Source organism: Glutamicibacter sp. FBE19 (assembly GCF_015524875.1).
Classification (GTDB): Bacteria; Actinomycetota; Actinomycetes; order Actinomycetales; family Micrococcaceae; genus Glutamicibacter; species Glutamicibacter halophytocola.
Genome location: NZ_JACKQN010000016.1, coordinates 1 through 15,440, shown reverse-complemented (window position 1 = coordinate 15,440; position 15,440 = coordinate 1). Strand labels below are relative to the sequence as shown.

Here is a 15,440-nt window from a genome sequence, read left to right as displayed (position 1 = left end):
AAAGTAGTGCATCTTCACGATCAGGCTGTTATAGATTGACGCAACAACTTTTTCGTCAGGAGCAGGTAAATGAGCCGCGAGCTATTCTCCATCGTCGATACCGAAACCACTGGGTTGTTTCCCGGCGGCAATGACCGGATCGCAGAAATCGCTATTGTGACGATGAACCGCGCAGGAGAAGTCGTAGGCTCCTGGGAAACCTTGGTCAATCCACAGCGAGATCTTGGGAAGCAGGCGATTCATGGACTCCAGAGCCGTGATCTTCTCGACGCGCCGACCTTTGGCCAACTGGCCGAAGAACTTCATTGGCGATTGTCCGGCACTGTACTCGTAGGACACAACCTATCCTTTGACGCGCGTTTCTTGGATGCCGAGTTCCGCAAGGCAGGCGCTCCTGTTCCCGGGGACTTCTTATCCCAGGGCTTATGCACCATGCGCTTGTCCCATCGATATCTGCAAGGAGCCGGGCGTTCGCTCCAGGATTGCTGCGATTCATTTGGTATTGATTTGCAGCAAGCGCACAGTGCGTTCGGCGATGCATCGGCAACCGCAGTTTTGCTTTCCCGATACATGGAATTGGATCCAGACGAACCAGATTGGGACCACCGGCTGCATGCTGCCGCGGACAACCGCTGGTTTGATAATGTGCCGGCGCTTCGTGTTCCGGCGGTTGTTCGTTCACGGTCAACGGACAAGCCTGCGGGCCATTTCCTGGAAAAGCTTGCGTCAAGGCTTCCTGAATTCTCCGGCACCGAGACAGAAGAGAATTATCTAGCCATCTTGGATCTGGCACTCATGGATCGCTATCTCTCTGCGCACGAGGAAGCCCAGCTGCTGCAGACAGCTTCGGATATCGGCCTGGACAAGAAGGCCGCTTTGGCCCTTCACGAGCACTACTTCCAGCAGCTGGTTGCTGCTGCTTGGGCAGACGGTGTTCTTGCAGACGACGAAATTGCTGATCTTTCCAAGGTCCTCGCCCTGTTGGGATTGCCTGCACAAAAAATCAACGAAGCGAAAATTGCCCCAGCAGTTGCACAGTATCTGCCGAAAGGCGCTGCTCCTGCAAACAGCCACGAGGTTCCGCCCAGCTCCCTGGTCGTGCTCACGGGCGACATGTCACGCGCTCGGAGCGATATCGAGGAGCAGCTCGCCCGGGCGGGGTTCACTCCGCATCGCGCTGTCACCAAGAAGGTGGCGCTGCTGGTGGCAGCCGATCCCGATTCTCTGTCTGGAAAAGCCAAGAAGGCACGAGACTACGGCATACCGATCGTAGGCGAAGACTACCTGTGGAACGTACTGCTCTGAGTACAGCCGAATACACCAATGGCGGTGGCTGCCAGCAAATTATTGCCAGCAGCCACCGCCATTGAGGTTCAGAGCCTGGGGTGAGACTTACAGGCTCTCAGCTAATTTTTTTGCGCGAGAGAATTCCATCATGGCCTCGCGCTCGACAACCTTGATTCGGTCACGGGTGATGTCACCGAAGCGAGTGGAAACGGTGCCTTCGGCTGCGCCGAGTTCCTTCTCGCGTTCGTCCAATGTCTTCCAGCCATCCCAGTCCGAGAAGGCCACACCGCGGCTTTCAAGCAGTTCTGCGATCTGCTGCGAGGATTCAGGCTCAGCCAGCTGGGTCAGGTCCTCAAGCAGGTGGGTGATGGTCTCCAGGGCGTCGCCCTTGGTGTGGCCGATCAGGCCGATTGGGCCACGCTTGATCCAGCCAGTCGCGTAGAGGCCCGGAACGTGGGTTCCGGCAGCGTCAAGAACACGGCCTTCGATGTTTGGCAGTACACCCTTGGCGCCGTCGTACTCAATGTCGTCAACGGCCGAGCCGAAGTAGCCTACGGCGCGGTAGATGGCCTGCAGCGGGTATTCGACGAACTCGCCGGTGCCGCGGGCACCGCCGTTGCCGTCCAATTCGTTGCGTTCCACCTTCAGGCCGGTGACCTTGCCGTCTTCACCGAGAACCTCGACGGGCGACTGCAGGAAGTGCAGGTGCAGGCGGCGTGAAGCACTTGGTGCCTCTTCGCGTTCTTCCTGCTCAATGAGCCAGTTGGTCAAGGTCGAGACCATGGTCTTGGTCTGGTTATTGGTCTTCATGGCTTCGTCCGAAGCCTTGTCGAATTCGAAGTCCTCCGGGTACAGCACGATGTCTACATCCTTGGAGTGCGACAGTTCGCGCAGTTCCAGAGGGGTGAACTTCACCTGGGCTGGTCCGCGGCGGCCGAAGACGTGGACGTCGGTGACGGCCGAGTCGTTCAGCTGCTGGTAGATGTGCTCTGGGATTTCGGTCTCCAGCAGCTGGTCAGCGTGCTTGGAAAGAATGCGAGCGACGTCGAGGGCCACGTTGCCGTTGCCGATAACAGCAACTTCCTTGGCCGACAGGTCCCAGTTCTTGTCTGCATCCGGGTGCGCGTCATACCAGGAAACGAAGTCAGCGCCGCCGAAGGAGCCTTCGTAGTCGATGCCCGGGATGTTCAGGTCGGCGTCCTTCTGGGCGCCGGTGGAGATGATCACTGCATCGTAGCGTGCGTGCAGGTCGTCGAGGCTGATGTCTCGGCCCAGGCCGACATTGCCGTAGAAATTGATCCAGTCATTGTCGAGCACCTTGTGCAGCGCGTTGATAATGCCCTTGATGCGCGGGTGATCCGGGGATACGCCGTAGCGGATCAGGCCGAAAGGAGTAGGCAGCTCGTCGAAGAGGTCGACGTGCAGTTTCAGTTCACCGCTGGAAACTGGCTGGCTCTTGTTCAGCAGGTCTGCTGCGTAGATGCCTGCAGGACCGGCGCCAACGATGGCCACGCGCAGTGCCCGGGAGGCCAGGTGATCAGGGACGATAATTTCACTCATCAAACAACTTCTCTTTCTTAGTCAACGAATGAGGCCGGCTCGGTGGCATCGGCGTTCTCTAGCGGCAGGAGGTCTACCAGTTGGTCGGAGGCTTCCGGGGCTAGCCGAACGACATCACCGATGACGATGACGGCCGGATTCGCCACTGCGGCCTTGCGGGCGCGCACTACAATCTCTTCTAGAGTACCGATAGTTGTGCGCTGCGTCTGTGAGTAACCTCGCTCAACTATCGCAATTGGCGTACTTGACGGCAAACCTCGGGTAAGCAATGTCTCAACAATTAGTGCCAAATTTGATACTCCCATCAGCACCGCAAGGGTGTGATCGGAGCGAATCGGCACGTCGGCCAGTTCGGCATGGCCGCTCACTACGGTGAATCCCGCAGCGATTCCACGGTGCGTCACCGGGATGCCGGCAGCGCCGGGAACCGAAATGGCGCTGGTGATTCCGGGAATCACGCGCGTGGAAATCCCGTATTCGGCGGCGTAGAGCATCTCTTCCCCGCCACGGCCCAAGACAAAGGGGTCTCCGCCTTTAAGCCGGACCACGTGCTTTCCTTCAAGCGCGTGCTTGACCAAAAGCTCGTTGGTCTCATCCTGGGTCTTCACGTGGCAGCCAGGCGACTTGCCCACGTTGATCACCAGGACGTCATCGGACAAATCGGCAAGCAATGCGGTGGGGCCAAGCCGGTCAGCCAAAACCACATCGGCGGACAAAAGCGCTTTGTAGCCGGCGACGGTAATCAATTCTGGATCACCGGGGCCACCGCCAATGAGGGTGATATGTCCTTTAGCCATTGTTGTCTCCAGTTCGGCTCATGCCGCGATCACGCAAAAGCTTGCGTTCAATCGGAGCAAAGAATACTAATTCGATCAGCACGCCAACCAGCAGGATGGTCAGGATCACCAGCATGACCAATGGCAGATCTGCCAGGTCGCGTCCACGCTGCAACAGCGAACCTACGCCGAGGGCCAGCGAGCCGCCCACCGCGATCAATTCGGCCGCCATCAGCGAGCGCCAGGCGAAGGCCCACCCTTGGCGCAATCCTGCAACATAGCCTGGCATGGCAGCTGGCAGCTCAATGTGCATGACATGTTCCCATTTGGAGGCGCCAAGCACCTTGGACAGCGCCTTGTACTGTGCCGGGATCATGTCGATTCCGGCGAGCAGCCCGTTGATGATGGACGGGATCGCGCCGAGCAGCAAGACCGTGTAAATGGTTGCGTCGCTCAATCCGAAGAGGATGATTGCCGCTGGAACCCACGCGATGGAGGGCAGTACCTGCATCGCCGATACGAGCGGGCCGACACCTTTGCGCAGCAAAGGCTGATGGGCCAGGAGCAACGCCACAGGGGTCGCAACGACCACCGCGATAGCGAATCCGCTGATGGCACGGAATAGCGATGTGCCCACAGCTGAAAGCAGAGATCCGTCGGAGAGCAGCTGTGGAAGCTTCTGGGCGACAGCCAGCGGTCCCGGGAAGAGATCCTCGCGCAGCGGGCTGGCCCAAGAAATGATCTGCCACAAGCTAATCAGTACCACCACGGTGAGCAACGGTGCGACCACTGCGTCCAGGCGGCTGCGCTGGCGCAGCTTTGAATGCTGCAATGGCTTCAACTCAGTTGGAGACTCGGTCAGTGAGCTCATGCTTCCGCTGCTCCTTTCTCAATATCGTGGTTAGTTCATCTGCCAGTGCGGCCGCTTGGGTTGGGTCCTGGCGTAATTCGTCGGTGATCCGGCGGGTTTCCAGAATTCGTCCCGGATGCGAAGAGAGCACCAGGATCCGTCCGGACAGCCGAATTGCCTCGCGCACATTGTGCGTAACGAAGATGATCGTCTTTCCCGTTTGCTCCCACAAGGCGCGCAGCTGTTCATGGAGCATGTCGCGGGTAATGGCATCCAGCGCCGCGAAAGGCTCATCCATCAGCAAGACCTGCCGGTCCTGTGCCAGAGCCCTGGCCAGGGCTACCCGCTGGCGCATGCCGCCGGATAGCTCGTGGGGCTTTTTGCTGCTGGCGTGCCCCAGCTGAACAAGATCCAGCAATTCTTCAACTCGTGCTGGCCGCTTCTCTACCGGGTAACCGGCAAGCTTCAAGGCCAAGTCGACGTTTTGGCTGGCAGTCAGCCAAGGCAACAAGTTTGCGTCCTGGAACATGAAGGCGGCCCCGTCTTCAGGTACTTCCAGCCATCCAGAACTCGGCGCCAGCAAGCCGGCGATCATATTCAGCAAGGAGGATTTCCCGCATCCGGAGGCGCCGAGAACTGCAATGAATTCGCCATCTTCAATTTCAGCGCTGAGCCGGTCAATGACCAGCCCCGTGCCAGGATAGCTCAGCGATACTTCATTGAGTAGAACTCCCATTACCGCTCCTGTTGGTTGAGAAAGCGAGTGTCGACAAGCCCTTGTGCATCACCCGTGGAGCCAACGCCAACAGCGGCCGCATGGTCCACCAGCGTTTGGTAGGTTTCAGGCAATGGATCTTCGCTGAATGAAATCTGTTTCAGCGCAGAAGCGATCACTGACTCATCAAACGAACTTCCATTGGCCTTCACCAAAGCGGATTGCACGGCCTCGAGCTTTTGCTTTTCATCCGCGTGGTTCAACCAGCTGATTGCCTCTGTATTGGCATCCACCAATTTCTGGACAGTTTCCGGATGGCTTGCCAGGAAGTCCTGGGAAACAGCCAAAACTGTCGTCGGGAATTTTCCGTCAGGCCACAGCTGCGACTCATTGACCAGGCGATGGCCGTCGTACTTTTCCACCAGCAGCGACGCATAAGGCTCAGGGAGCCAAGCGCCATCGATTTCTCCGCGGCCAAATAGCTGGGCCACCGTGCCATTGGAACTCGGTGTGACGGTTGCGTCCTGGTTCAGCTCCAGCCCGTTGAGGTAATTTCGCAACGCCACGTCCTGGGTGCCGCCAAACTGCGGGCTAGCCAGGTTGCTGCCAGCCAGTTGCCCTGGGCTGTTGATCTGGTCGTTCACCACGAGGCTGGCACCGCCGTAGGCTACGCCTGATACCACCCGCAATGATTCGCCGTGGCTGGAGAGGTAGCTGTTCAACGCCGGGTTTGGCCCCAGGTATGCCGCGTCAATGGCACCGGAGTTCAGGGCTTCCACTGCTGCGGGTCCTGCATTAAAAACCTGGCTCTGCACCTTGGTTCCGTCTTCTTGCACCGCGTCCTGAAGAATTCCTTCGGATTGGGCAATCAGGGCTGGAGCATGCGTCAGGTTCGCGAAGTAGCCGACCTTCAGTTCGGCTGCGGGTCCAAGATCCGCAGCTTGCGCCTGCTCGTCGCTGGGCCCGGGCAACAAGGCCGTGACCACTGCCAGGGCAGCGAGCACCCCTACGCCTGCAAGCCCAAGAAACCTGCCGCCGTATCCCGCCTCGGGACCATGGGCCGTCAAGCGCACACGATTGCCATGCCTTGCCGGTTCAGCAGTTTCAGGCCGCTTCATGTTTTTCCTCGATGATCCCCGCGGCCAGCGTTCGACCCGTGGTTGGATCGATCAGCAAGAAGCTGCCGCCGGTACGCGAGGAGGCGTACTGTTCAATTGCCAAGGCGGCTTGGCTGCGCAGGGTGATCCGGCCCAGGTCGTTGAGTTCCAGGGATTCGGCTGGCTGCTGCGAATAGTCGGCCACGTTGATCACGTAATCAATGGTCGACAGCTTGGCTGCGGCTACCTTGGTTCCATGCTTGATCAGCAGTCGCTGGCCGCTGGTGAGCTTTACCGGATCCAAGACGCAGATGTTCGCCTGGAATTCGCGCTGTGCCGCAGGCAGTTCACCGGCCACGATGGTGTCGCCGCGGGCAATGTCCACGTCCGATTCCAGCTCGACAACAACCGCCTCGCCGCCTTGAGCGCTCTGGGCTGGACCGGCAGGGGTGCTGATGGCCTTGACCCGGCTGGCTGCTGGCTGGCCGTTGGAGAGCACCTGCACGGCATCCCCCACGTTCAAGGTGCCGTCGACCAGGGTTCCGGCATATCCGCGGTAATCGCGGTAGGCTTCCGGATCCAGGCCTGGAGCGAGGGCGCCCTGCGGGCGAATGACGTACTGGACATCCAGGCGTGCGGTGCCGCTGCCGAGTTTCGGTTCCAGTTCTTCGAGCAGGCCCAGCAGGGTGGGTCCGGCATACCACGGAGCCGCCTGGGATGGTTCAACCACATTATCGCCCTGCAGCGCAGAGACCGGGATAACAGTGGTTGACTGGAGGCCCAGCTCCGCAGCCAGCGACAGGACTTCGGCTTCAATGGCGCCAAAGGCCTGCTCATCCCACCCGATCAGATCCATCTTGTTCACTGCCACAACCAGGTTGGGAACGCGCAGCAAGGCGAGCACGCCAAGGTGGCGGCGGGTCTGTTCAAGGACGCCATTGCGGGCGTCCACCAGCACGATGGCAACATCCGCAGTGGAGGCGCCGGTGACAGTATTGCGGGTGTACTGAACGTGCCCAGGGCAGTCCGCGAGGATGAAGGAACGCTTGTCGGTGGAGAAGTAGCGGTAGGCCACGTCGATGGTGATGCCCTGCTCGCGTTCGGCGCGCAGGCCATCGGTCACCAGGGCCAGGTCCAAGGTGCCATCGGACCCGCCGAAGCCCCGCTCGGCGCTGGTGCGGGCAATGTCATCCAGGGAATCGGCAAGGATCGCCTTGGCATCGTGCAAGAGCCGTCCGACCAAAGTGGATTTGCCGTCGTCTACCGAGCCTGCAGTAGCGATGCGCAATAGTGTGGTGGTCATTTTAGAAGTACCCTTCGGTCTTGCGGTCTTCCATTCCCGCGGCGGAAATGCGGTCATCGGCGCGGGTGGCCCCGCGTTCGGTGACGGTGGCGATGGCCAGTTCGTCGAGCACCTTACCTACGGTGTCGGCGGCCGAGAGCACAGCTCCGGTGCAGCTGGCGTCGCCCACGGTGCGGTAGCGCACCTGCTTGATGATCACCGGCTCGTCATCATTGGGCTGGCTCACCGGGGTCAGCGCCCGCCACATGCCGTCCCGTTCAAAGACCTGGCGGCAATGCGCAAAGTAGATCGATGGCAGCTCGATGTTTTCGCGCTGGATGTAGGCCCAGATATCGCGTTCGGTCCAGTTGGAAATCGGGAAGGCGCGCACATGCCAGTCCGGCTCGTGGCGGCCGTTGTACAGGCTCCAGATTTCCGGGCGCTGGTTGCGCGGATCCCAAACGCCGAATTCGTCGCGCAGCGACAGGATGCGCTCCTTGGCGCGGGCCTTGTCCTCGTCGCGGCGGGCGCCGCCGAAGACGACATCGAAACCGTTGTTTTCGATGGTGTCCAGCAGGACACGGGTCTGCAGGCGGTTGCGGGTGCCATCTGGCAGCTCGGTCAGCTCGCCGCGGTCGATGTACTCCTGCACGGAGCCGACCACAAGGTTCAGCCCGTACTTTTCGACTACCGAATCGCGGAAGTTCAGGACTTCGGCAAAGTTGTGGCCGGTGTCGATATGCACCACAGGGATCGGCACGCGCAGTGGCGCGACGGCCTTTGCCAGCAGGTGCAGGACCACCACGGAGTCCTTGCCGCCGGAGAAGAGCAGACCTGGCTTCTCGAATTCGGCGAGGACTTCACGGATGATGTGGATGGATTCAGCTTCCAGGGCGTCCAGGACGCTGCGCTGGGTGCCGGTGGGGGCGTTAGCGGTAATGGTCATGGCTTGCTCCTTAGATGTGGATGCCGCATTCGGTCTTGTTCAGCCCGGCCCATCGGCCGGCACGAGGATCTTCGCCCTCGGCAACGGGCCGGGTGCACGGTTCGCAACCGATGGATGGGTAGCCGTTGGACAGCAACAGGTTCACAGGGACCTGCTTGTCGGTGGCGTAGTCGATCAGCTCGTCAAAGCTCCAAGGTGCCAAGGGATTGAACTTGACCAGCCCGTTCTTTTCGTCAAAAGCCACCAGCGGAGTATTGGTTCGCGTGGGTGCCTCGTCGCGGCGGACCCCGGTGAACCAGGCGCTGTAGCCGCCCAGGGACTTGGCCAGCGGGTCCACCTTGCGCATCTGGCAGCACTGCGCCGGATTGCTGGCAAAGAGGTCCTTGCCATATTTGGCATCCTGTTCGGCCACGGTGAGCTCGGGAAGGACATCGACAATGTTCACGTCCAGGACGCGGGCCACCTCATCGCGGGTGCTGCGGGTTTCGACAAAGTGGTAGCCGGTGTCGAGGAAGAGAACATCGACCTTCGGAAGCTGCTCGGCAACGACTTGCGGAAGCACCGCATCAGCCATGGAGCAGGCCACGGCTACTTCGCTGGCGTCAAAGTGCTTGGCGGCAAAGGCGACAACCTCCGCGGCGCTGGCATCCCACGCCAGCTCTTCAGCTCCGAGCCGTGCGATTTCGCGCAGTTCTGCTTCGCTGCGGGTGCGGTTAGGGGTCTGCTGGCTCATTTCAGTTCATCCTCTTCGGCTCGGTGGGCCCAGGCGGCGAAAGACTCGCCTTCTGTGGCGGAAGCCGAGTAGTTCTTGACAACGCGTTCTACATATTCGGGGAGTTCATCGGCAGCGACTTTCAGGCCGCGGACCGTGCGGCCCAGGGCCGCTTCGCCATTTTCGAAACCGGCCAGGGTCCCGCCCAGGTGCACCTGGAAGCCGGAAACCTGTTCACCTTGCTCATTGGTGATCAGCTGGCCCTTGAAGCCCAAGTCGGCGGTCTGGATGCGGGCGCACGAGTTCGGGCAGCCATTCACGTGCAGGGACAGCTGGCGCGGCAGCTTGCCCTCATGGTCGGCCAGGCGATCTTCGATTTTTGCCACGGCGTCGATCATGGTGTCCTTCGTATCCACGATCGCCAGCTTGCAGAATTCGATACCGGTGCAGGCGATCGCCGAACGCTTGAACAGGCTCGGGTACGCTTCCAGCCCCAGGCTGCGGGCCGCACCGACAAAGCCCTTGACCTGGTCTTCGGCGATGTCCAGCGCAATGATCTTCTGGTGCGGGGTGGTGCGCAGCCGGGTGGATCCGTGTGCCTCAGCCAGATCAGCCAGAGCGGTCAGCGAGGTGCCCGAGACTCGCCCTGCTGGAGCAGTCAGCCCGATGTAGAACTTGCCGTCCTTCTGCTCGTTCACTCCGCTGTGGTCCCCGGCCTCGGTCGGCTGGACAGGCAACGGGCCGTCGGGCAGCTCATAGCCCAGGTATTCGTCCTGCAGCACCTGGCGCATTTTCTCGGTGCCCCATTCGGCCAGCAGGAACTTCAGGCGCGCACGGTTGCGCAGGCGTCGGAAGCCGTAATCGCGGAAAATCGAGACAATGCCTTCCCAGACATCTGGCGCTTGCTCTTCGGTGACGAAGGCGCCGAGACGCTCGCCCAGCCGCGGGCTGGCGGACAAGCCGCCACCCACCCAAAGGTCGTATCCGGGGCCAAGTTCCGGGTGGACGGTGCCGATCAGGGCGATGTCATTGATTTCGTGCACGACATCCTGGCTGGGGTGGCCGGTGATGGCCGTCTTGAACTTGCGTGGCAGGTTCGCGAATTCCGGCTTGCCGATGTAGCGGCGGGAAATTTCGGCGATCACCAGGGTCGGATCGATGATCTCGTCCTTGCTGATGCCAGCTACCGGCGAACCGAGGATCACGCGGGGAACGTCGCCGCAGGCCTCGGTGGTGTGCAGGCCCACGGCTTCCAGCCGCTGCCAGATCTCAGGCACGTCGACAACGTCGATCCAGTGGAGCTGGACGTTCTGGCGGTCCGTCAAATCCGCGGTGTCGCGGGCAAACTCGGTGGAGATCTGGCCGATGACGCGCAGCTGCTCAGTGGTCAGCGCACCACCGTCGATGCGCACGCGCAGCATGAAGTAGCGGTCTTCAAGTTCTTCGGGGGTCAGCGTCGCAGTCTTGCCGCCCGGGATCCCCTGGGCACGCTGGGTGTAGAGGCCCCACCAGCGGAAGCGCCCGTGCAGGTCCTCTGGGTCAATGGAATCGAAGCCCTGCTTCGAGTAGATTTCCTCGATGCGCTGGCGCACGTTCAGGCCGTTATCCGCGGCCTTCATTTCTTCGTTGGCGTTCAACGGCGCAGGGCCGTCGATTTTCCATTGGCCATTGGGCTTTGCCGCCCTCTTAGGACGAGCGGGTGTGGTTGTCTGCGTCATGTAATCCAGCGTAGAAACCCACCCCAGGGGGACGGCAAACGCAAGTAGTCACATGACCGCTGGTTGCCTACTGAGTTAGAACTTCGTCATTTGGCGACACATAACCGGCCTGTTTTAGCGTCTCTTGGAGACGCACGAGGAAACATTGCGCAATCGTTACGTCAGGTAAAAGAGGCCTTGTCACCACATCTGCTCCCGTGCTAGCGAGCTTGTACTGGAAGTATCCGTCGGCCAGCAAGGAACTCAGAACAAGCACCGGACGCTTTAACGCGCCTTCAACAACTTCTGAGATCTGTGGTTTTGCTCCGGCGCAATAGCCAAAAGGCACGTCACGGTCTAGGATGCGCGAAATTTGCCCGGCGAGGTCGCGGACTTGGCGTTGGCCGATTTCAAGCCGGGTGCCCGCAGCGGCCAGGACGACCATTGGGTCACCGTCGAGATGCTCTTCAGCCCGGTCCGCGAGGACCTGGGCAAGCTCGGGCATCGGTCCCAGCGGGCCAGCCGACACAGTATTTTCTCGGGAATCCACGGCCTTGGCGATGTCGAGGGTGGTGTGCACGCCATCTGAAACCAGCAGCGGCAGAACCACTGCTGGTTCCGCATCCGGCAGTCCGGCAACCACGTCATCCAACGACGGCTGCTGCACATCCACGTAGGCCTCGTGCCATACCAGCGAGGCTGGAATCTGGTCCTTGCCCAGCTCTTCGAGCTGGGCTCGCAAATCGTGGATCAGCTGTTGGCCGTTGGCATTGTCCGTTCCGTGCGATGTTGCAACTACGTGAATCGTGCGCTGGGTTTTTTGGCTCATTGAATAAATCCTCAACGGTGGGTTGCGCAACGATTATTTGGCGTTGCGGATTAGCTTGTGGTTGGCGGCTTGCGCCTGGGGCCGGATGACGATCTCGTCGAGATTAACGTGGGCTGGAGCGCTGATGGCGTAGCGAATCACCTCGGCGACATCTTCGGCCGTCAACGGATTGTCAACCCCGGCATAGACACTGTCTGCCGCGCTTTGGCTGCCAAGGCGCCGCAGCGCGAATTCCTCGGTTTGCACCAGGCCAGGGAGGATCTCGATGACTCGCAAGCCGTTTTCCACTTCTTCCAAACGCAAAGCCTGGGTCATGGCGCGCTCGGCCGCCTTGGCGGCGTTGTATCCACTGCCGCCTTCGTAGCTTGCTAGCGCTGCTGTCGAGGTCACGTTCAGGACCGTGCCCCGGGCCTGGCGCAACTGTGGCAACAGGGCGCGCGTGAGCCGCATCGTTCCCATGACATTGGCCTGCCACATGAATTCCCAGTCCTCGTCAATGGCATCGGCCCAGTACTCGGTGCCTCGTGCGCCACCGGCGCAATTGATCAGTGTATCGATGCCTCCTGCGGCTTCAACGGTCTTGGCCAATACCTCTACATCGGTCTGGACGCTGACATCCGCAGGGACGGAAATCGCACCCGTCTGCTGGGCAAGAGCTTCCAATCGATCCGCACGGCGAGCGACAGCGAAAACGGTCCATCCTTGATTGCGCAGGGCTCGAACGGTGGCTTGGCCAATACCGCTAGAAGCGCCGGTGACAACGGCGGAACGATGCGCTTGAAATTCTGTGTTAGTCATACCTCCAACTCTATGGCTACTTCATTGCCAGCTGGTAAGGCGTGAATTTCTCTTACGTTTCAGGACCTCGAGATCCCAGCTGCTTCATGCGCAAATAGCAGGATGCCAGGTGCTGTGGCCGTTGACCTCTGCTTTCTGCCCGGGATGCGGCCAAAATGCGGTTTTACCCGCCCTTGGCGGCATCGTGGCGCAGGCCATGGGAAACAATGCCTTGTCGCTGTGCAAAACATGAAAGAATAAGGCTATGGCAGAAGAAAACTTGGGCACAGACACGCCCGCAACGGTTTCCGTTCCTGACAAGCCCGCTTTGGAAGGCTTGGAAGAACGTCTTTCGTCCCGGTGGCGCACCGAGGGCACCTATCACTTCAACGAGGACACGACTCGCGAGTCCGTGTACTCCATCGACACTCCCCCGCCAACGGCGTCCGGGTCCCTGCACGTAGGACACATGTTCTCCTACACGCAGACCGACGTGTTGGCCCGCTACCAGCGCATGAGCGGCAAGAACGTTTTCTACCCACTGGGCTGGGATGACAACGGCTTGCCGACCGAACGCCGCGTGCAGAACTACTTCGGGGTGCGCTGCGACCCGACCAAGCCGTACATCGAAGGCTACCGTCCACCGGAAAAGCCGGCCAAGAACCAGCGCGACTGGGACGTTATCAGCCGCAAGAACTTCATCGAGGTGTGCGAGGAGCTGGCCGTCGAGGACGAAAAGGTCTTCGAGCAGCTGTTCACCACCCTGGGCCTGTCCGTTGACTGGCGGATGACCTACCGCACCATTGACGACAACTCCCGCGCAGCGTCCCAGCGTGCCTTCCTGGAGAACCTGGCCAAGGGCGATGCCTACATGTCCGAGGCTCCGACCTTGTGGGATGTCACCTTCCGCACCGCCGTGGCCCAGGCCGAGCTCGAAGACCGCGAAATGCCCGGCGCGTACTACCGCTATGGCTTCAACGCCGAGAACGGCGAGCAGGTCTTCATCGAGACCACCCGTCCGGAGCTGCTGGCGGCTTGCGCCGCACTGGTGGCCCACCCGGATGACGAACGCTACCAGCACCTGTTCGGCAAGACCGTCACCTCTCCGCTCTTCGGCGTCCCGGTCACCGTGCACCCGCACCCGCTGGCCCAGGCCGACAAGGGTTCGGGCATCGCCATGGTGTGCACCTTCGGCGACTTGACAGACGTGACCTGGTGGCGCGAACTGCAGCTGCCAACCCGTCCCATCATCGGGCGCGACGGCCGCATCCTGGCCGAGACCCCGGAGTGGATCACCACCGAGGCCGGCAAGGAATCCTACGCCCAGATCGCCGGCAAGATGGTGTTCTCCGCCAAGGAAACCATGGTCGAGCTGCTGACCGACGCGGGCCTGCTTGACGGAGAACCGAAGAAGATCTCGCGTCCGGTGAACTTCTTCGAAAAGGGCGACAAGCCCCTGGAAATCGTGACTTCCCGCCAGTGGTACATCCGCAATGGTGGCCGCGATGAAGAGCGCCGCGACCAGATGATTGCCCGCGGCAAGGAAATCGACTTCCATCCTTCGTTCATGCGCTCGCGCTACGAGAACTGGGTGTCGGGCTTGAACGGCGACTGGCTGGTTTCCCGCCAGCGCTTCTTCGGCGTTCCGGTACCCGTGTGGTACCAGGTCGACGAGCACGGCGAGCCGAACTACGACGCACCGATCCTGCCGGCCATCGAGCAGCTTCCGGTTGATCCGGCCGCGGATGCGCCAACCGGCTACACCGAGGATCAGCGTGGCACCGCCAATGGCTTCATCGGCGACGCCGACGTCTTGGACACCTGGGCCACCAGTTCGCTGACTCCGCAGATCGCGGGCCGCTGGGGCCGCGACGACGAGTTCTTCTCGAAGGTCTACCCCTTCGACCTGCGTCCACAGGGCCACGACATCATCCGCACCTGGCTGTTCTCCACCGCCGTCCGCGCAGATTCCCTGCACGCCAGCGCCCCGTGGAAGCACGCAGCGATTTCGGGCTGGATCCTGGATCCGGACCGCAAGAAGATGTCGAAGTCCAAGGGCAACGTCGTGGTTCCCAACGAGGTGCTGGAGAAGTTCGGCGCCGACGCCGTACGCTATTGGGCAGCCAGCGCCAAGCTGGGTGCCGATACCGCGTACGAAATCAACCAGATGAAGATTGGCCGCCGCCTGGCCATCAAGATTCTGAATGCTTCGAAGTTCGTGCTGAATCTGGGCGCCACCGAGGCCAACGTCTTGACTGACGATGCTTCGGTTGTCACCAACGGCCTGGATCGTTCACTGCTGGCACGCCTGTCCACCGTGATCGAGGACGCCAAGCGCGCCTTCGACAACTACGATTACGCGCGCGCTTTGGATATCACCGAGTCGTTCTTCTGGTCGTTCACCGATGATTACGTGGAACTGGTCAAGGACCGTGCGTACGGCGGCCATGGCGAGGCCGAGCAGGCCAGCGTCCTGGCTGCGTTGGCTACGACACTGGATTCGGTCCTCCGCCTGTTCGCGCCGTTCCTGCCCTTCGCCACCGAAGAGGTCTGGGGCTGGTGGCGAACCGGGTCGGTGCACCTGACCCAGTGGCCGGGCACCGATCACTTGGCCAGCGCCGTCGAGGGCGCCGATCCTGCGGTTCTCCCGCTGGTTGGCGAAGCCCTTTCGGGCATCCGCAAGGCCAAATCCGATGCGAAGGTCAAGCAGCGCACCGAGGTGCTGTCGGGCGAAATCCACGCATCCCCGGCGCAGGTAGCTCAGTTGCGCGCTGGTTTCGAGGACCTGAAGTCCGCGGCCAACGCACGCGAATTGACACTGGTTGAAGCAGAAGGCGAGCTCACGGTAACCAACGTTGAGTTGGCACCTGCTGAAGAAGCCTAGTTTCAAGTAAACGCATTGGGCGGCCATT

13 protein-coding genes are annotated in these 15,440 nt (G+C 60.9%); 2 read left to right on the top strand and 11 right to left on the bottom strand.

Translation table 11 applies throughout. The features are described from left to right. Positions 1-69 precede the first annotated feature (69 nt). The gene (locus tag H6F58_RS17440; protein ID WP_195182239.1) at positions 70-1,305 is read left to right on the top strand and encodes an exonuclease domain-containing protein; all 1,236 of its coding nucleotides are present in this window, start codon (positions 70-72) and stop codon (positions 1,303-1,305) included. A gap of 87 nt (positions 1,306-1,392) precedes the next feature. Here the strand turns inward: H6F58_RS17440 and H6F58_RS17435 are convergent, their stop codons facing one another. The 11 genes from H6F58_RS17435 to H6F58_RS17385 form a co-directional block, all read right to left on the bottom strand. After that, on the bottom strand, positions 1,393-2,847 hold the full coding sequence (locus H6F58_RS17435) for an FAD-dependent oxidoreductase (protein ID WP_146275261.1): 1,455 nt from the start codon (positions 2,845-2,847) through the stop codon (positions 1,393-1,395). A 17-nt stretch (positions 2,848-2,864) separates the two neighbouring features. Beyond that, positions 2,865-3,644 (bottom strand): uroporphyrinogen-III C-methyltransferase, encoded by a 780-nt coding sequence (cobA, locus tag H6F58_RS17430; protein WP_060701787.1) that lies wholly within the window; start codon positions 3,642-3,644, stop codon positions 2,865-2,867. After that, positions 3,637-4,494: an ABC transporter permease gene (locus H6F58_RS17425; protein ID WP_060701788.1), complete on the bottom strand. Its 858-nt coding sequence runs from the start codon at positions 4,492-4,494 to the stop codon at positions 3,637-3,639. The genes cobA and H6F58_RS17425 overlap by 8 nt, the downstream gene beginning before the upstream one ends. Continuing rightward, complete coding sequence (locus tag H6F58_RS17420) at positions 4,466-5,209, bottom strand: ABC transporter ATP-binding protein (RefSeq protein ID WP_146275263.1); 744 nt, start codon at positions 5,207-5,209, stop codon at positions 4,466-4,468. Before H6F58_RS17420 ends, H6F58_RS17425 begins: the two co-directional genes overlap by 29 nt. Continuing rightward, on the bottom strand, positions 5,209-6,306 hold the full coding sequence (locus H6F58_RS17415; protein ID WP_060701790.1) for an ABC transporter substrate-binding protein: 1,098 nt from the start codon (positions 6,304-6,306) through the stop codon (positions 5,209-5,211). Before H6F58_RS17415 ends, H6F58_RS17420 begins: the two co-directional genes overlap by 1 nt. Then, positions 6,293-7,588, bottom strand: a complete 1,296-nt coding sequence (locus H6F58_RS17410) for a GTP-binding protein (protein ID WP_236995161.1) — start codon at positions 7,586-7,588, stop codon at positions 6,293-6,295. Before H6F58_RS17410 ends, H6F58_RS17415 begins: the two co-directional genes overlap by 14 nt. Before the next feature lies 1 nt (position 7,589). After that, positions 7,590-8,513, bottom strand: coding sequence for a sulfate adenylyltransferase subunit CysD (cysD, locus tag H6F58_RS17405; protein ID WP_060701792.1), 924 nt, complete (start codon positions 8,511-8,513; stop codon positions 7,590-7,592). 10 nt (positions 8,514-8,523) lie between these two features. Then, a complete protein-coding gene (locus tag H6F58_RS17400; protein WP_171918398.1) occupies positions 8,524-9,246 on the bottom strand; it encodes a phosphoadenylyl-sulfate reductase in 723 nt (240 codons plus the stop codon). Beyond that, a complete protein-coding gene (locus H6F58_RS17395) occupies positions 9,243-10,943 on the bottom strand; it encodes a nitrite/sulfite reductase (protein ID WP_195182238.1) in 1,701 nt (566 codons plus the stop codon). Before H6F58_RS17395 ends, H6F58_RS17400 begins: the two co-directional genes overlap by 4 nt. A gap of 67 nt (positions 10,944-11,010) precedes the next feature. After that, on the bottom strand, positions 11,011-11,751 hold the full coding sequence (locus H6F58_RS17390; protein WP_171918397.1) for a CbiX/SirB N-terminal domain-containing protein: 741 nt from the start codon (positions 11,749-11,751) through the stop codon (positions 11,011-11,013). A gap of 33 nt (positions 11,752-11,784) precedes the next feature. Next, a complete protein-coding gene (locus H6F58_RS17385) occupies positions 11,785-12,549 on the bottom strand; it encodes an SDR family oxidoreductase (protein WP_146275266.1) in 765 nt (254 codons plus the stop codon). 244 nt (positions 12,550-12,793) lie between these two features. Here H6F58_RS17385 and valS point away from each other — a divergent pair, with 244 nt between their 5' ends. Further along, the gene (gene valS, locus H6F58_RS17380) at positions 12,794-15,412 is read left to right on the top strand and encodes a valine--tRNA ligase (RefSeq protein WP_195182237.1); all 2,619 of its coding nucleotides are present in this window, start codon (positions 12,794-12,796) and stop codon (positions 15,410-15,412) included. Positions 15,413-15,440 lie beyond the last annotated feature (28 nt).